This is a genomic window from Nonomuraea sp. NPDC049784 (assembly GCF_040659615.1).
Classification (GTDB): Bacteria; Actinomycetota; Actinomycetes; order Streptosporangiales; family Streptosporangiaceae; genus Nonomuraea.
Genome location: NZ_JBFAMX010000054.1, coordinates 17,714 through 34,287, shown reverse-complemented (window position 1 = coordinate 34,287; position 16,574 = coordinate 17,714). Strand labels below are relative to the sequence as shown.

At 70.9% G+C, this 16,574-nt stretch carries 18 protein-coding genes; 5 read left to right on the top strand and 13 right to left on the bottom strand.

Features of this window, described 5'->3' with window-relative positions:
• Nucleotides 1–5: 5 nt before the first annotated feature.
• The 3 genes from AB0J09_RS15065 to AB0J09_RS15055 are packed head-to-tail and all read right to left on the bottom strand — an operon-like array spanning nt 6 to nt 2,913.
• Nucleotides 6–1,208 carry a cytochrome P450 gene (locus AB0J09_RS15065; RefSeq protein WP_360690151.1) on the bottom strand — a complete coding sequence of 401 codons (1,203 nt, stop codon included), beginning with the start codon at nt 1,206–1,208 and terminating at the stop codon, nt 6–8.
• Nucleotides 1,205–2,161, bottom strand: a complete 957-nt coding sequence (locus AB0J09_RS15060; protein ID WP_360690149.1) for a phosphotriesterase-related protein — start codon at nt 2,159–2,161, stop codon at nt 1,205–1,207. The genes AB0J09_RS15065 and AB0J09_RS15060 overlap by 4 nt, the downstream gene beginning before the upstream one ends.
• On the bottom strand, nt 2,146–2,913 hold the full coding sequence (locus AB0J09_RS15055; protein WP_360690147.1) for a phytanoyl-CoA dioxygenase family protein: 768 nt from the start codon (nt 2,911–2,913) through the stop codon (nt 2,146–2,148). The genes AB0J09_RS15060 and AB0J09_RS15055 overlap by 16 nt, the downstream gene beginning before the upstream one ends.
• A 98-nt stretch (nt 2,914–3,011) precedes the next feature.
• On the opposite strand from AB0J09_RS15055, the gene AB0J09_RS15050 reads away from it, so the two are divergent.
• The 3 genes from AB0J09_RS15050 to AB0J09_RS15040 all read left to right on the top strand — a co-directional run bounded on the left by AB0J09_RS15050 (nt 3,012) and on the right by AB0J09_RS15040 (nt 5,264).
• Entirely contained in the window at nt 3,012–3,656 is a 645-nt protein-coding gene (locus tag AB0J09_RS15050) for a hypothetical protein (protein WP_360690145.1), read from the top strand.
• A 76-nt stretch (nt 3,657–3,732) separates the two neighbouring features.
• Nucleotides 3,733–4,641: a TIGR03621 family F420-dependent LLM class oxidoreductase gene (locus tag AB0J09_RS15045; protein ID WP_360690143.1), complete on the top strand. Its 909-nt coding sequence runs from the start codon at nt 3,733–3,735 to the stop codon at nt 4,639–4,641.
• Nucleotides 4,642–4,679: 38 nt separating this feature from the next.
• The gene (locus AB0J09_RS15040; protein ID WP_360690141.1) at nt 4,680–5,264 is read left to right on the top strand and encodes a histidine phosphatase family protein; all 585 of its coding nucleotides are present in this window, start codon (nt 4,680–4,682) and stop codon (nt 5,262–5,264) included.
• Here AB0J09_RS15040 and AB0J09_RS15035 read toward each other — a convergent pair.
• From AB0J09_RS15035 to AB0J09_RS15010, 6 genes are all read right to left on the bottom strand, one after another.
• Nucleotides 5,257–5,523 (bottom strand): sigma factor, encoded by a 267-nt coding sequence (locus AB0J09_RS15035; RefSeq protein ID WP_360690139.1) that lies wholly within the window; start codon nt 5,521–5,523, stop codon nt 5,257–5,259. The two genes, AB0J09_RS15040 and AB0J09_RS15035, sit on opposite strands and share 8 nt — an antisense overlap.
• Before the next feature lie 46 nt (nt 5,524–5,569).
• Nucleotides 5,570–6,451, bottom strand: coding sequence for a maleylpyruvate isomerase family mycothiol-dependent enzyme (locus tag AB0J09_RS15030; protein ID WP_360690137.1), 882 nt, complete (start codon nt 6,449–6,451; stop codon nt 5,570–5,572).
• Between the two features lie 20 nt (nt 6,452–6,471).
• Nucleotides 6,472–7,230 carry a hypothetical protein gene (locus tag AB0J09_RS15025; protein ID WP_360690135.1) on the bottom strand — a complete coding sequence of 253 codons (759 nt, stop codon included), beginning with the start codon at nt 7,228–7,230 and terminating at the stop codon, nt 6,472–6,474.
• 43 nt (nt 7,231–7,273) lie between these two features.
• Nucleotides 7,274–7,531: a hypothetical protein gene (locus tag AB0J09_RS15020; protein WP_360690133.1), complete on the bottom strand. Its 258-nt coding sequence runs from the start codon at nt 7,529–7,531 to the stop codon at nt 7,274–7,276.
• Nucleotides 7,532–7,618: 87 nt separating this feature from the next.
• Complete coding sequence (locus AB0J09_RS15015; protein WP_043632079.1) at nt 7,619–7,855, bottom strand: DUF397 domain-containing protein; 237 nt, start codon at nt 7,853–7,855, stop codon at nt 7,619–7,621.
• Nucleotides 7,856–8,677, bottom strand: a complete 822-nt coding sequence (locus AB0J09_RS15010) for a helix-turn-helix transcriptional regulator (RefSeq protein ID WP_360690161.1) — start codon at nt 8,675–8,677, stop codon at nt 7,856–7,858. It lies immediately after the preceding gene.
• A 273-nt stretch (nt 8,678–8,950) separates the two neighbouring features.
• Here AB0J09_RS15010 and AB0J09_RS15005 point away from each other — a divergent pair, with 273 nt between their 5' ends.
• Both AB0J09_RS15005 and AB0J09_RS15000 read left to right on the top strand, forming a co-directional pair.
• Nucleotides 8,951–9,454 (top strand): ATP-binding protein, encoded by a 504-nt coding sequence (locus AB0J09_RS15005; protein WP_360690130.1) that lies wholly within the window; start codon nt 8,951–8,953, stop codon nt 9,452–9,454.
• 78 nt (nt 9,455–9,532) lie between these two features.
• Nucleotides 9,533–11,953, top strand: a complete 2,421-nt coding sequence (locus AB0J09_RS15000; protein WP_360690129.1) for a helicase-associated domain-containing protein — start codon at nt 9,533–9,535, stop codon at nt 11,951–11,953.
• Nucleotides 11,954–11,962: 9 nt separating this feature from the next.
• Here AB0J09_RS15000 and AB0J09_RS14995 read toward each other — a convergent pair whose 3' ends face one another.
• From AB0J09_RS14995 to AB0J09_RS14980, 4 genes are all read right to left on the bottom strand, one after another.
• Nucleotides 11,963–13,612 carry a transposase gene (locus tag AB0J09_RS14995; RefSeq protein WP_360690127.1) on the bottom strand — a complete coding sequence of 550 codons (1,650 nt, stop codon included), beginning with the start codon at nt 13,610–13,612 and terminating at the stop codon, nt 11,963–11,965.
• A 63-nt stretch (nt 13,613–13,675) separates the two neighbouring features.
• Entirely contained in the window at nt 13,676–14,473 is a 798-nt protein-coding gene (locus AB0J09_RS14990) for an ABC transporter ATP-binding protein (RefSeq protein ID WP_360690125.1), read from the bottom strand.
• Complete coding sequence (locus AB0J09_RS14985) at nt 14,473–15,480, bottom strand: iron chelate uptake ABC transporter family permease subunit (RefSeq protein ID WP_360690123.1); 1,008 nt, start codon at nt 15,478–15,480, stop codon at nt 14,473–14,475. The genes AB0J09_RS14990 and AB0J09_RS14985 overlap by 1 nt, the downstream gene beginning before the upstream one ends.
• A gap of 59 nt (nt 15,481–15,539) precedes the next feature.
• Complete coding sequence (locus AB0J09_RS14980; RefSeq protein WP_360690121.1) at nt 15,540–16,562, bottom strand: iron ABC transporter permease; 1,023 nt, start codon at nt 16,560–16,562, stop codon at nt 15,540–15,542.
• Between the last annotated feature and the right edge of the window lie 12 nt (nt 16,563–16,574).

Genomic DNA, 16,574 nt, shown 5'->3' with positions numbered 1-16,574 from the left:
GCCGCTCACCACTCCACCGCCAGGGACGCCAGGCCGCGGCCCACGAGCGACCTGCGGTAGGCGATCGGCTCGCCGGGGACGAGCCTCAGGCGCGGCAGACGGCGGCCGAGCACGTCGAGGGCGGTACGCAGTTGCAGGCGGCCGAGGGCCGCGCCGACGCAGAAGTGGATGCCGTACCCGAAGACCATGTGCTCGGCGGCGTTCGGCCGGTCGATCAGGAAGCGCTCCGGATCCGGGAAGACGCTCTCGTCGTGGGCCGCGGAGTCGGTGGAGAGCAGGACGAGGGATCCCGCCGGGATCGTCTCGCCGTGCAGGGGGACGTCGGTCAGGGCATGGCGGAACGAGCCGAGCGACACCCCGTCGATGCGCATGCACTCCTCGACGGCGTTCGGGACCAGCTCCGGCGGCACCGGCCAGGCCTCCTCCCTCAGCAGGCGCAGGACGGTGTTGCCGAGCTGGTTCGGGACGGTGTCGTTGCCGCCGAGCAGGATCGTGGAGATCAGCTCGACGACCTCGCGGTGGCTCAGCTCGCCGCCGATCAGGGACGTCATCAGGGACGTGAAGTCGTCCTGGGGGTCCTTGGCCCTGGCGGCGACCAGCCGATCCACGTAATCCAGATATGTCAGGAAACTGTCGGCGAGTTCGAGCTGGCGGTCCGGGGGCTGCGGCGACAGGAAGAGCTGGAACCAGTCCTTGACGTGCGTCTGGACGAACGTCTCGTCGGCCTCGGGCACGCCGATGAAGCGGGCCGTCAGCTTGATCGACGGCTCGTGGCCGATCTCGGAGACGAAGTCGGCCCGGCCGCGTGACTCCAGGCGGTCGAGCAGGTCCTCGTTGAGCCGCCGGAACGCCTGCTCCATGGCCGCGACCGCCCGGGGCGTGAACGCCTTCGACACCGAACGGCGCAGGCGGGTGTGGTCGGGCGGGTCCACGTTCGCCACGAAGCTGGACAGGAACGAGCCGTGCTCGCCCAGCTTCTCCTTGGTTTCGCGGGTCAGGCTGCGGGAGATCGTGAGCGAGCCCTTGGAGGAGAAGCGCCGCGGGTCGCCGTAGGCCGCCCGCACGTCTGCGTGGCGGGTCAGCACGTACGCGCCCAGGTGCTCGCTGCGGAACACCGGCCGGTCCCTCCTGAGCCTCCGGAGGAAGTCGTACGGCGCGGCGACGTGCCAGTCCGAGCCGACGTCGAAGTCCTCGATGTCATCGGTCATGCGAAGATCCTCCGCGGGTTGTCGACGAGCATCTGGTGGAGCTGGTCGTCCGTGACACCCCTTTTGCGGAGCTCGGGCACGACGTCGCGGGAAATATGGAGGAGGTGGTAGTTGGGGTGGCGCTGCCGTACGACGTCGGGGTCGAAGCGGTCGTTAAAGCAGTACGAGTCGTGACTTAACACCATTTTTCCGGCGTGGCCGCGCTCGCACATTTTCGCCACTATTTCCACGCGGTCCTCGAATGGGCTGATCGTCTCTATGCCGAAGCGGTCCATGCCGAGGTAGGAGCCGTTCGCGATGAGCTCTTCCAGATAGGCCACGTCGGTGGAGTCCCCGGCGTGCCCGATGACCACCCGGGTCAGGTCCACGCCCAGCTCGCCCAGCAGGCGCTGCTGCTCGAGGCCGCCTTTGGAGGCGCTGTGGGAATGCGTGGTGATCGGCGCGCCGGTCGCCAGGTGGGCCTCCGCGACCGCCCTGAACACCCGCTCGCACCCCTTGGTCATCCCCAGGTGGTCGGAGGCGCACTTCAACATGGCCGCCTTGACGCCGGTCCTGCCGATGCCCTCCTCGACGTCGCGTACGAAGAACTCCGACAGCCGGTCCGGTCCCCCGAACAACGATCCGGGCCCCCGGTTGGCGAAGTACGGCGGCACCGCGTCGTAGGTGTAGAGGCCGGTGGCGACCACGATGTTCACGTCGGTCAGCTCGGCCACGCGCCGCACCGCCGGCACGTAGCGCCCGAGCCCCACCACGGTCAGGTCCACGATCGTGTCGATGCCCTCGGCCTTCAGCGCGTCGAGCTTGCCCGCGGCCTCGCGCGCCCGCGTCTCGAGATCCCACGCCTCCGGGATGTCCGGCCAGTTCCACAGGATCTCCGGGCTCAGCCCGAAGACGTGCTCGTGCATGAGCGTCGCCCCGAGGTCCGCCACCGGGCCCCTCACGGTCTCAGGCATGGGAACCTCTCGTGCTCGAACGGCCGGTTGACCTCGAGCCCGAGCCCGTCGGTCTGCCGATACGGCAGGCCGGTGTAGAGGGCGTCGGCGTCGAAGTACGTGACGGTGAACGACAGGCGCGGGGTCTCGCGGCGGTTCGCGGGCGCGCCGTGCACGGTCAGGGCGTGGTGCACGGTCGCGTCCCCCGCCCGCAGGTCGAGCGGCGGCGACAGCTCCAGCTCCTTGAGCCATGGGTGCTGGCTGAGCTGGTCGTCCCCCGGCCGGGTGAAGCTCCGCCCGAGCAGCCCGTACCGGTGCGAGCCGTCGTAGAAGCGCAGCGACCCCATGTCGGCGGGCACGTCGGCGAGGGCCAGCCACACGGTCAGCATGGCCGAGCGGTCCATCGGCATCCACGGGAAGTCCTGGTGGAACTCGGTCGCGCCGTGCTCTCCCGCCTCCTTGACCAGGAGGTTGGTGACCTGCACGCGCACGGCCCGCACGCCGCGCAGCAACCGTACGGCGTTGCGCCCCATCCCGGGGCTCAGGTTCAGCGCGCCGAACATCTCGTCGCTCGCCGCGATGTCCCTCGACTGCCCGAAGGCCTCGTCGACCAGCGTCTTGTGGCTCTTGGAACGCGCGCGCAGGAAGCCCTCGGCCCGCTCGCGCAGCGCCGCCACGGCGCCCGGATCGATCAGCCGTCCGAGCCGTACCCAGCCGTGCTCTTCGAAGAACGCCGCCTCGTCGTCCGTCACCTGACGCACCGGGATCTCCATGGGCCCCAGTCTCGCACCTAAGCAAGCGCTTGGTAAGACCCGCGCATTGAGTACCCCCTACTCATGCGCGCCGCGCCCGGCGAGCCCACCCTCAGGACATGACCACAGTCGAGACAACCCCCGCCACCACCGGCTTCACCCGGAACGCGATGATCGCCTGCGCGCTGGTCTCGCCGCTCGTCGTCGCCCTGTCGCTGCTGTTCGCCCCGTTCGACGCCACGTCGGAGGGCGAGCCGTACATCCGCGGATTCGTCGCCAACCTCGGCTCCTATCCCCTCTGGAGCTGGCTGGGCGCCCTGAGCGTCGCCACCCTCATCCCTGCGATCTTCGCGGTGAGCAAGGTGGCCCGGTCGGGGCGGCCCGCGCTGGGGCTGGTGGGCATGATCCTGGCGTTCGCGCTGGCCCTGCCCTTCGGCGCGAACAACGACGACGTCATCTACGCGGCCGCCAAGGCCGGGCTGGACGTGCCCACCACGAACCGGCTCGTCACGGAGCTGAGCGACGGGGTGCCGACGGCGGTGCTCGGGTTCACGTTCTTCCTGGGCCTGCTCGGGTTCGTCCTGCTGGGGATCGCCGCTCTCCGCGGCGCCGCGCCCAAATGGGCGGCGATCGCCATGATCGTGGCGCCGTTCCTCATTCCCGTCGCCTGGTTCGCCCAGCTCCCGAACGCGATGGCGGGCGTGGCCTGGCTCGTCTTCGCCGCCGCCTCCACCGGCATCGCCCTCGCCCTTCCGCGCCGCTGACGGCTCGGAACGCGGGAGCCGGCGGTTCGCGCGTACAGTGTCGCACAAGCGCTTGCTCAACATGGCGGGAGGCATCGTGCGGCGGTTCAGGTTCGGGGCGGTGGTGCGGGAGGCCGAGTCGGGGGAGGCGTGGGCCGAGAAGGCCAGGCGGCTCGAGAGGCAGGGGTACGACGTGCTCCTCATGCCCGATCATCTCGTCGGCCCCCGCTTCGCGCCCATCGCCGCGCTGACGGCGGCCGCCTGCGCCACCACCAGGCTGCAGGTCGGCACGCTGGTGTTCGCCAACGACTTCCGGCATCCGGCTGTGCTGGCCAAGGAGGCGGCCACACTCGATCTGCTGTCCGGCGGGCGGCTGGAGGTCGGGATTGGGACCGGGTGGATGGCGGGCGACTACGAGGGCGCCGGGCTGGCGCTGGAGCCGCCCGGGGTACGGGTGGGGCGGCTGCGGGAGGCCGTCGCCGTGCTCAAAGGGCTCTGGGGGGACGAACCTTTCAGCTTCCAAGGCAAGCACTATCGCATCGACCGGCTCGACCAGCGGCCCAAGCCCGTGCGGAAACCGCGTCCCCCGATCGTGCTCGGCGGTGGCGGGGCTCGGATGCTGCGGCTGGCAGCCGAAGAGGCGGATGTGGTGAACATCGGGATGAGGGTCCGGCCGGACGGGAGCGGCCCGGACGACAAGGACGGCGGGCTGAAAGCGTTCCTGGACAAGCTCGAGGTGGTGCGGGAGGCCGCCGGGGAGCGGTACGACGGGCTGGAGCTCGGCACGAGCGTGATGCAGGTGGGTGAGCGGAAGGCGGCGGAGGCGTGGAGCGCCGCCGACAGCTCGTCGCTCGGCGAGACACCTCAGGTCCTGCTCGGAACGCGCGCCGACATCATCGACAAGCTCCGCTATTGGCGCGACGAGCACGATATTTCGTACTTCGTCGTGCATCACGAGCGTGACCTGGACACCTTCGCCCCCATCGTCGAGGAGCTCGCCACCTGACGCGAGGCGGAAATCGGCCGTGCCCGATGATGGACTCCATGAACGAGATGCTGCTGCTCCGGCACGGAGAGACCGAATGGAGCAAGGCGGGCAAGCACACCGGCCGCACCGACCTGCCTTTGACGGAGCACGGCGAGGACCAGGCCAGGGCGCTGGCGTCGCTGGTGAAGGGGCAGGCGTTCGACCTGGTGCTGGTCTCCCCCGCGCAGCGTGCCCGGCGCACCGCTGAGCTGGCCGGGCTGAACGGCTACCAGGTGGACCCCGACCTGTGGGAGTGGGACTACGGTGGCTACGAGGGGATCACCACGCCCGAGATCCGCAAGACCCGGCCCGGCTGGTACCTGTGGCGTGACGGCGTGATCCCCGGCGACGCCGAGCATCCCGGCGAGAGCGCCGAGGAGGTGGCGGCCCGTGCCGACCGGGTGATCGAGCGGGCCAAGGCGGTCGAGGGCCGGGTGGCGCTGGTGGCGCACGGCCACTTCCTGCGTGTGCTGGCCGCCCGCTGGCTGGGACTGGGGCCCGAGGAGGGCAGGCTGCTGAAGCTCGACACCGGCACGTACTCGCGGCTCGGCTTCGAGCACGCCGAGCCGGTGCTCACGACCTGGAACGCGCCGATCAGCTGACCTTCGAGCGCAGGGCCGACTCGTGCAGCGCCCTGCTGACCAGCCAGCCGCGTAACGACCCGAGTGCCGGGTCGTAGGAGAGCGGATCCTGCCACAGGGCGACGAACACGTTCTGGGTGATCTCCTCGGCGTGCGCCTGGCTGCCGGTGACCTTGACCGCGACCCCGTACACGTACGGGCCGTGCTGGTCGTAGGCGTGGGCCAGCGCGTCGAGGTCACCGGCCGTCAGTCGTGTGCACAGCTCCAAGTCTCTATTCATTGGCCTCGCTCCGTGAGGCGGGCTCGGTCGCCATATGCCGCCGCCATCAATCGCATCCCAGCGTGGCGGCGGCGCTGATCATGTCGCGGGCGAGGGCAGGATCGCCCTCGGCGGCGTACGGGAAGGAGCCGGGGGGCCATCGGCTGGCCAGCAGCTGGCAGAAGCCCACGGCGTCCGCCGACAGCAGCACGCCGACGTGGTCGGACGTGGGCGACAGTGGGATCGTCCAGGTGCCGCCGCCCGGCCCGGTCAGCACGACGGTGGCGGAGACGTCGCGGCGCGGCTCCCGCATGGCGCGCGGCAGCAGCGCGAGGCCGAACTCGGCGATCATGTGCACGTGCTCGGGGCGCGGCGGGGCCTGGGAGCGGTCGGTGGCCGCCCTGATGTCGTCGGCGTGCGTCCACGTCTCGAACGTGCGCTGGATCAGCGCCTGGCGCAGCGGCGCGCGGGCCGGCCGCGCCCCCGCCAGCGCCACCTCGACGCCGAGCAGCACCTCACTGCTGTGGGAGACCCGCTCGAGCAGGGATCCGGCCTGCTCGCGCCAGCGCCGGTGCACCGGCATCCCGCTCTTGCCCGGCACGCCCATGAAGCTCGCCACGGTGGCGTCGTTGGAGGCCAGGTGCTCCACCAGTCCCCTGACCGTGCCGTGCTTGGCGATCGGGGCCTCCCACTGCGGGGCGCTCAGCTCCGCGAGCAGGTCGTCCATGAGCGCCACCTGCTCGGCGTACGGGACCGCGACGGACGCCACGCCCATGACGGCCGGGCTGCGGCGGCGGCGCGCCATGGACAACACCGCCTCGCGCAGCGTGGGCGGCGGCTCGACGGCCGTGTCCGGCTGGTCGAGCAGCGCGATGGCCGCGCCGCAGTCAGGGCACGAGGCGACATGGTCATCGGGGCTCTGCCCGTTGTAGAGGTATGACTCCGTCATGGCCACCTCCGCAGCCGACGCTAACCCGGCGGGCCCTCCGGCGCCAGACGGCAACCGGGGAAGGGTGCCAGAAGCGTCTCACGCCACGGGCCTTCCAGATAGTCGCGAGCCCGCTTACCCCAGTCCAGCAGCCGGGAATCGGGCTCCACCTCGTCGTCGAGGCCCAGTGCGGCGTCGCGGGCGCGCTGGGTGGCCAGGTGGTCGTCGAGCGAGACGGCCCAGATGGTGACCGCCTCGGTGTCGCAGAACAGCACCTCGTACAGCCCGACCAGGGTGTGGCCGTGCTCCGCGAGCAGCGGCGCGCGCTCGGTGCGCACCGCGTGGAGGTAGTCGAGCGCGGCTCCCGGGCGTACGCGGGCGCTCTCGAAGAGGTAGAGCTCGGCGGCGGGCGCCTCGGAGAGCGGCGGGCAGCCGGGCGCGGCCCCGAGCGGGCGGGAGAACGCGGAGAAGCGCAGGTCGTCGATGTCGGACAGGAACAGGCGCTCGTCGACACCTTGGTAGATCTCCATCATCTGCCGCCAGCCGCCGTCCCACCCGCCGTGGCAGTCCCACAGCGTGACGGCCTTGAACTGCGGGTGGCCGGTGATGCCGACAGCGTAGAAGGCGCCCACGAGGTCGATCTCGCGGGACCTGATCGACATGCCGGAGGTGAGCGAGGGAGCGGTGCGGTTCTCGTCCTCGCGTTTGTAGCGGGTCAGCCAGGTGAGGTACTCCAGCGGCCGTCTGGAGTTCATCGGCCGGAAGTCGACCTCCTCGAGCAGGTGGATCGCGCGCCGCACCACGCCTCCTCTACCAAGCGGTTGCTTGGCATGAGGATAGCGATCAGGCCACGGCTTGGGAAGGTTGCGGACCCCGCCCCGTGAGCCATTCCAGGACCTCTCGGTGCCCCGAGGCGGCGTCCTCATAGTGGCCCCAGTGCCAGTAGCGCGGCTGGTCCCGGAGGCCGGTCACCCAGGTGCGATAGGAGACGGAGGCTCCCGCGGTGGCGGGCGCCACGCCATAAGTGCGGATCACGACCTTGCCGCCCGGCGCGAACAGCACGTCGTCGGCGATCGGATACAGGGTCATCTGGTCGAGCATGACCTGATCCTGTCCGCAGGACGAGGCCGGGCGGTTACGCCTCCGGCGCGCCTCCGTTAAGCAGGCGCGCCGGAGGTTACAAGGCTGTTAAACGAGCAGTCCGTCGAACTCTCCGTCCTTCACCCCGAGCACCAGGGCCCGGATCTCGTCGCGGGTATAGATGAGGGCAGGGCCGTCGGGGAAGCGTGAGTTGCGCACCGCGATGCCCCCGTCGGGAAGCTCCGCGAGCTCCACGCAGTTGCCCTGCGAGTTGCTGTAGCGGCTCTTGCGCCACGCGACCTGCGTGAGGTCCGCCGCGGGCATGCCGTTGTAGGTCTGGTTCATCTACATCTTTCTGAGAAGACCGCCGATGAGCTCGACGGTGCCCCCTGGCGTGGTGCTCTCCACGCACAGCTGCTCCATGGCCGTGAGGTACGGATCGATGTCCTCACGCTTGTCCAGGTACAGGGCACCCCAGAGCTGTTCGACGTAGACAACGTCCGACAAGTCGGACTCGGGAAACCGCAAGATGCTGAACGCGCCCCCTTCAGCGGCGTGCTTGCCGAACCTGAAGGGCATCACCTGAATAGTGATGTTGGGAAGGGCAGCGACTTCCAGCAGATGCTGGAGCTGCTCGGACATGACCTCCCGCCCGCCGATCGTCCGTTTGAGCGCCGCCTCGTCGATGACGGCCCACAGGCGAGGCCCGTCCTTCTGGGTGAAGCGCTCCTGACGCTGCATGCGCAGATGCACGCGGCGTTCGATTTTGTCCGGACTCAGACCGGGGTTGCCAAGCTGGAATACCGATCGCGCATACGAGGCCGTCTGCAACAGGCCGGGCACGAACTGAACCTCGTAGGTACGGATCATCTCGGCCGCCTCCTCCAGGCCCACGTACGTGGTGAACCATGAGGGCAGCTCGGCCGAGTACTTGTGCCACCACCCGGGGGTGTTGGCCTCTCTGACCATCTCCAGCAGGGCACGGCGCTCGGCATCGTCGACGACGCCGTACAGGGTGAGCAGGTCTTCCACGTCACGTGTCTTGAAGCCGACGCGACCGAGCTCCATCCGGCTGATCTTGGACTCGGACGCCCGGATATGGAATCCAGCCTGTCCACGGTCGAGTCCGCTGGCCTCACGCAGGCGCCTCAGACTCGCCCCCAGCATGATGCGCCGAACGGTCGAACCCGAACCTGGCGGATCAATGGACACGTGCTGCTCCTTGTTCGTTTCCTTGCGACACGGCGGGCCGCGTCAAGCGGGGGCCACCGCAGGTAGCGGAGTATGCACCTCCAGTCTGTCACTTCACGGCCGAAAGATCATGGGCCGCGGACAAGATCCCCTTTCCCCCATATTGACCATTTGAGGGAAACCGTAGCGTGCGCACGGGTTGTCTGCACGTGCATTCGCTCTTGCACCTGCACGAGAGTTTGTCGCAGAATGATCAACGTGCAATCCACCACGGCGCCCGGCCAGTGGACCACGTTCGATTGGTGGCCTCCGGTCGGCTGGTGGCCGGAGGCGGCTCGCGATCTGCTGGTCCCCGGCCCGTCCGCGAGCGCCACGTTCGTGCTCCCGCCCAGCCCTGCCTCGGTCCATTCGGCCCGTAGTTTCACCGCGGGCGCGTTGTCGGGATGGGGCCTCGGCGAGCTGATCGAGAACATGGAGCTGGTGGTCTCGGAGCTCGCGACCAACGCTCTGCGCCACGGCCTGCACCTAGACGAGCCCCACTGCGCGCGCCCCGTCCACATGTCCCTGGTACGCCGGGGACCTCTCGTCACCAGCGCCTTCACCGATCCAGGCTCATCGGTGCCGGTGCTGCGATACCCTGGCCCCCTCGACACCGGCGGCCTCGGACTCCACATCGTCGAATCGCTCAGCCTCCGCTGGGGCTGGTCCGCACTTGCACCTCACGGAAAGATCGTCTGGGCAGTCCTCTCCTGACCGGGGGTGATCTGCATTACCGTGGATGCTCATGGCTCACGGTGAGTCCCGCGCGCGACCCCATGAGAGTGCTGACAGATGGAAGATCACCTGCTCGGCTGGCTGCGAAAACTGAACGAAGACAGGCTTGGCCGCATCCTGGCCAACAGGCCCGACGCCATCGCCGCGCCCTGGCCGCGGCGGCTCGACACCCTGGCCCAGCGACTGGGCAACGGCTTCGCCGTGATGGAGACTCTGCGCTGCCTGCCGCTGCCCTGCCTGCAGCTGGCCGAGGCGGCCCTTGCCATGACCCGCCCCACGGCCGAGCGGCTGGCGGACTTCCTCGACGCGCCGCTCGAAGAGGTGACCCCCTGGCTGGAATACCTCTATGACCACGCGCTGGCCTGGCCCGGCGACGAGGGTGTCATCCACCTCGCCGAAGGCGTCGCGCGCTGGTGGTCCGCCCCGCTCGGCCTGGGCGAGCCGCTCGACCACTACCTCAACTCCTGGTCGATCGGCAACGACGCGCTGCACGCGCTCACCCGCAACCTCGGCCTGTCCTCCCAGGGCAACAAGCGCCGCGTCATCGCCCGCGTCACCCAGGCGCTCGGCGACCGCGAGCGCGTCAACACGCTGGTGCGCGGTGCGCCCGACGGCACGATCCCGCTGCTCGACCGGTTCGCCTGGCAGGGTCCCGCGCTGAACGTCGACGGCGGCAGGTTCGTCACGCCCGGCACACCGGAGAAGTGGTGCGCCGACCACGGCCTGCTCTTCCGTCCGAGCTGGCACGTCGCGGAGATCCCCCGCGAGGTGGCGATCTGCCTGCGCGGCCCCGGCTACCACCCGGCCTACCGGCCCGAGCCGCCCGAGGTGGCCACGATCCCCGTCGACCCCGAAGAGGTCGACCACCTGATGACGCTGGCCGCGCCGCACGTCGTCGAGCGGTGCGCGGCCCTGCTCGACAACACCGCCAAGACGCCGCTGCCGCTGCTCAAGACGGGCGGCGTGGGCGTGCGCGAAGTACGCAGGGTCGCCAAGGAGACCGGCTGCGACGAGGACGAGACGCGGCTGCTGCTGGAGGTCTGCGCGGTGGCCCGGCTGCTGGCCTGGGACGAGCAGTCGGGCGGCATGATCCCCACCGACCGGTTCGACCGGTGGCGGCTCGACGAGGGCTCGGCGCGGCTGCGGGTGCTGCTGGCGGCGTGGTGGCGCATGGAGCGCGCGTCGCTCCGCAAGATCGACGGCAAGTACGGCACCGTGCTCGGCGACGACCCCTCGGGCAGCGCGGTGGCCAGGGTCCGCAGGGCCGTGCTGTCGGCGCTGGCCGACCTGCCGGCGGGCACGGCGTTCGCCGACCGCGACAGCCTCGTGGCCAACGTCCACTGGCACGCGCCCCTGCTCGACCTGGAGCTGCTGGTGGCGTGCGCGCCCGCGGTGCTCGACGAGGCCACACTGCTGGGGCTGCTGGCCAACGACGCGATCACCGACCTGGGCCGCGCGCTGGCCACGCTCACCGCCAAGCCGGGCGACGAGAACGACGACGCCGTCCCCATGGTCGAGCACGACCCTGTGCTGGCCGAGGCGGCCACCAGGGCACTGGCGAGCGTGCGCAGGAGCGCGCTGTTCGGGCCCGACCTGACCGCGGTCGTGACCGGGCCGCCCTCGGCGGAGCTGGCGGCGCTGCTCGACCGGGCCGCCGACCGCGAGTCGCGGGGCGCGGCCTCGGTCTGGCGCTTCACGACCGAGAGCGTGCGCCGCGCGCTCGACCGCGGCTACGACGCCGACGAGCTGCTCGACGAGCTGGCCGGGGTCGGCACGATCCCGCAGCCGCTGGAATACCTCGTACGCGACACCGCGCGCAGGCACGGTGAGGTCACGGTCACCACGGTCGGATGCCTCATCCAAGCAGGCGACCCCGGTCTGCTGGCCGAGATCGCCGCGCATCGGCGGCTGGGCAGGCTGGGCCTGCGGCTGCTCGCGCCCACGGTGCTGGTGAGCTCGGCACCGGCCGAGCGCACGCTGGCCGCGCTGCGGGAGGTCGGATACTCCCCCGTGCCCGTCTCCGACACCGGCGAGATCACCGTCCACCGGGCCAGGCCCGAGGAGCCGCAGGGCGGCAAGCTGATCCTGCTGCCCGGGGGCCGGGTGGCCGAGCTGTCGGAGTTTCCCGGCATCACAGATATGGACCCGTCCCCCTACATGATCGCCGAGCCGACGCCCGACCCGTACGAGCACGCCCGCCGCCTGATCGAGGCCACCCGGTCCGAGGACGGGACGAACGGCCGCACGTGGGCGATCATCGGCAGGATGGCCACCAGGCTGCCGACGGCGCAGCAGTCGCTGCTGGGGTTCGTGGTCGACCGGGGCGTGCGCGCCGGCATCACCCTGACCGGCGGGCTGACCGCCACGATCAGCCACGGCGAGCTCAAGGGCGGAGCGCTGGACGCCTGGTGCGAGGAGGCAGGCGACTACCTGGAGTTCCCCCTCGCCGAGATCGTCGAGGTCAGGGGAGCTCTTTAGCGTCTCTGATCAGCTTGGCGATCCTGTGTCAGACGTGGCGTCTGGGATCCATTCCCACCGGGGTGGGGAGGCGTGGACGTGCAGGTGGAATCCTGCGCCTAATGTTGCCCCGCGCGGTTGGTGCCGCCTGGTGGGTGTGCTGATCGTCTGCCCGTCCTGGTGCCGGTGGGCTGCGCGGGGCAGCCGGGTCCGGTCCGTTGGTGCGGGTCCCTCCGGACGCTGTCCAGCAGGGCCCAGAGGCCGTGCTGCGGAGGGTGCCCTGCGTCGCCTGGGCGCGGGGCGTGTGGTGCGGCGCCGGGTGGGTCCGGTCTTCGACCGATCGGTCCGGCGGGTCATGTGGGCGGGCGGAGTGATGATTGCCCGGTTTTCCAGCCTGTCGACGACAGAGTGGATGGCCATGGCACCGCTCGCCCGGTCCACGACCGTCGTGACTTGGTGGGTAAGGCCGCGAGCGGCGATGCGGCGCCAGGCGCCGTGGTCGCGGTCGCCCTGCCAGCAGCAGTCGGGGTTGGGGCAGATGGCCCACTTCCACCCGGCGACCGCAGGCCTGTCGGGCGCCTTACAATGCCGCAGGGGGGTTAGGCAGTACGGGCAATGCCGAGAGGTGTTCTGAGCCGGAACGGTCACCATCGCGATACCTACCTCGGAGGTCAGGTGCCGGATGCGGTCGGCGATCTGCCCGCGTACCTGCTGCGACAGCCGCGTGTTCACGGTACGGCCCATACCGCCGGATTCCAGCGAGCGCAGGTCTTCCAGATAGATGACCGTGGCCCGGGCGGCCCTGGCCTGATCGACCGCCCAGCGGGCGGCCGCCCAGGCCAGGGCGGCGTTGAGTCTGGAGCGGCGGGTGGACAGTCGGCGGGTCTCCTCAGTCAGCAGCGTGTGCTTGTACTGCAGCGCCGGTTGGTTTGCACGTCCGTCGAGCAGGCGCTGCTGGTGGTCGCTCTTGGCTTGCAGTTGCTCGCCGTGCCTGCGCAGGCGATGCTGTTTGGCCAGCACGCCGGCGGCGCGGAATTGGGCTCCGGCGCCAAGCGCGGTTATCCGCCCATTTGTATGAAGTTGCACAGCTCCCGCGGACAGCAGGGTGTTCAGGCCCCAGTCGACACCGAGCGCGATGGTGTGGCCGGAGCGCCGAGCGAAGGGGACAGCGTTGGTGAAGGCCACGTCGGCGCGTACGTGCCCGCCCTGCACGCGCAGGGTGGGCAGGTGCAGCACAGCCGAGGTGGGAACGGTAGGGGGTAGCGTGATCGGGCAGGCCACCCACCTCCAGTCCGCGTACGAGCGCGGATCGGGCCGGATGGGCAGCTGCAACCTGAGCATGGCCCGCTGCGGATCGGTCTGGCTGCGCTGGATGCTCGCCTGCTGCCGATCGCAGGCGGCCAGCAGCAGCATCGGCGTCGTCCGAGGCGCCTCTTCCAGTTCGCACACATCGGCCGGCAGCCGCCCCTTGGCCCGCACGAACGTCGTAATCTGGCGGGTGCGGGCCTTGATGATCGTGGAGGGCAGATCCCGGCCACCGGCAACAGCAGCGCGCACCGCCTCCCACTCCAGGGCTGTGCGCTTGCCCGGGTCGGCGGGCCAGGTGGCCACCACCGCGGCGGTCACCTCGGCCCTCCAGACAGCCGAGCGCAGCAGGCGTCCGGCCTGTTCCTGGGCCATGCGCACGATCCGGTCGTTGACGTCCGGTTGAGCCGCTCGAGCGCGTGCCGAGAACGGCCCGGGTCAGGCGGTGGTGGGGACGCGGCGGCGGGACTCGGGGACGATGAGCGGGGTGCCCGACTGCGGGTCGGGAATGATCTCGCAGCGCAGGTCGAACACCCGGTGCACCAGTTCCGGCGTGACGATCTCCGTCGGGTCGCCCTCCGCGACGATCTCGCCGGCCCGCATCACGATCAGGTGGGTCGCGTACCGGCAGGCCTGGTTCAGGTCGTGCAGGACGGCCACCATCGTGCGGCCGGCCTCGTGCAGGTCGGCGCAGAGGTCCAGCACCTCGATCTGGTGGGAGATGTCCAGGAACGTGGTCGGCTCGTCGAGCAGCAGGATCGGCGTCTCCTGGGCCAGCGCCATGGCCAGCCACACCCGCTGCCGCTGCCCGCCCGACAGCTCGTCCACGATGCGGTCGGCCAGCTCCGCCACGTCGGTGGCGCGCATGGCCTCGGCCACCGCCGACTCGTCGGCGCGCGACCACTGCCGCATGAGCCGCTGGTGCGGGTAGCGGCCCCGCGCCACCAGGTCGGCCACGGTGATCCCGTCCGGGACGATCGAGCTCTGCGGGAGCAGGCCCAACCGGCGCGCCACTTCCTTGGAGGGCAGCGACGTGATCACGCTCCCGTCCAGGTGCACGGCGCCCGTCCTGGGCTTGAGCATCCGGGCCAGGGCACGCAGCAGGGTGGACTTGCCGCAGGCGTTCGGGCCGATGATCACGGTGAAGGACTCGTCGGGGATCGCCACGCTCAGGTCGGTCGCCACGACGCGCTGGTCGTAGGCGAGAGTGAGATTGGTGCCTGACAAACGGGCCATCAGTGGCGGTCCTTTCGAAGGAGCAGGGCGAGGTACGTGCCGCCGATCGCGGCGGTCAGCACGCCGACGGGCAGCTGGGTGGGTGCGAGCAGGCGCTGCGCGGCCAGGTCGGCGGCGGTCAGCAGGACGGCCCCCATCAGCGCCGACGCCCCCATCGTCACCCCGGCCGAGCGGGTGAGCCGCCGGGCGAGCTGGGGCGCGGCCAGCGCCACGAAGACGACGGGCCCCGCGGCGGCCGTGGCCACCCCGGACAGCAGCACGCCGGCCGTGATCGCCACCGCGCGCACGACCTCGACCCTGATCCCCATGGCCTTGGCCGCGTCGTCGCCCATCTCGATCATCCGCATCGGCCGCGCCACGAATGCGCACACCGGCAGCAGCACGGCCAGCGCCAGCGCCACGGGGATCGCGTGGTCCCAGCCGCGCCCGCTCAGGCTCCCGGTGAGCCAGGCGCCCGCGGTGGCCGCGTCGTTGATGTTGGCCCTGGTCAGCAGGTACGAGTTGACCGCCAGCAGCAGTGCGTTGGCCCCGATGCCGACCAGCACCAGCCGGTAGCCCTGCACGCCGCCGCGGAACGCCATCGCGTACACCAGCGCGAACGTCACCACGCACCCGGCCAGCGCGCCGCCGGCGATCGTCATGGCCGAGCCGCCCGCGACCACGGCGATGATGCCGCCCGTCGAGGCGCCCGCGGTGAAGCCGATGAAGTCGGGGCTGCCCAGGGGGTTCCTGGTGAGGCTCTGGAAGATCGCGCCGCTCACCCCGAACGCCGCCCCGACCAGCAGCCCCGTCACCACGCGGGGGGCACGGAGCTTGCTGACGATCAGCTCGGCGACCGGCGTGCCCCGGCCGAAGAGCGCGGAGACGATGTCGGGCACGGGCACCGTGAACTCACCCGTCGAGATGGCCGCCACGGTCACCGCGCAGGCGATCACGACGAGGGCGGCGCTGACGACCAGTGCGCGGGGCGCGAGCCGTACGGACCAGGGGCCGACGCGGATGGTCACAGCGCCGCCACCCGCTTCCGCCTGGCCAGCAGGATGAAGATCGGCGCGCCGATCACCGCTCACACGATCCCCACCTGCACCTCTCCTGGCCGGGCGATGACCCGGCCCACCACGTCGGCCCCCAGCAGCAGCACCGGCGCGATCAGCGCCGAGTACGGCAGCACCCATCGCTGGTCGGGCCCCACCACCGCGCGAACGGCGTGCGGCACGATCAGCCCCACGAACCACAGGGGCCCGGCGGCCGCGGTGGCGGAGCCGCACAGCAGCGTGACGGCCACCCCGGTGAGGATCCTCGTACGGTTCACGGCCACGCCCAGCGCCTTGCCCGCGTCGTCGCCGAGGGCCAGCATGTTGAGCGGCCTGGCCAGCAGCAGGCCGAGCGCCAGCCCCGCCACCATGAACGGCGCCAGCCGCACCAGCGTGTCGGCCGTCTGCCCGGCCAGCGACCCGGTCAGCCAGAACCGCATCCGGTCGAACGTCTGCGTGTCCATGCGCAGGATGGCCGAGGCCACCGCCGTGCACACCATGCCGAGGGCCACGCCGGCGAGCGCGAGACGTACCGGGCTGGAGCCGGAGCGGCCCGCGGAGGCCAGGGCGTAGACGACGACGGAGGCCAGAGCGGCGCCGCCGAACGCGAACCACACGTAGATCGCCGGGTCGGACAGCCCGAACAGGCCGAGCGCGAGCGTCACGCCCAGTGCCGCACCCTCGTTGATGCCCAGCAGGCCGGGGTCGGCCAGGGGGTTGCGGGTCAGGCTCTGCATGAGCGCGCCCGCCAGCCCCAGCGTCGCGCCCACACCGAGTCCCAGGAATGTGCGCGGGATGCGCAGCTCGCGGATGACCGTGTGGTCGCTGGAGCCGTTCGGGGCGAGGAAGGCGTCGATCACGGTCGAGAACGACATGGACCGCGCCCCCAGCGCCACACTCGCCACCGCCACCAGCGCCAGCACCGCCACCGCGACGACGAGCCCGCTCACCAGCCCGACGACTCGCCCCTTGCCGCTCCGCCCGCCATCCGCCGCGCGCTCGGCGTCGTCGCCGACCCCGGGTGTGGCCTTGGCCGTGTGCTCAGCCGGGCGCACCCGACCCCCTCT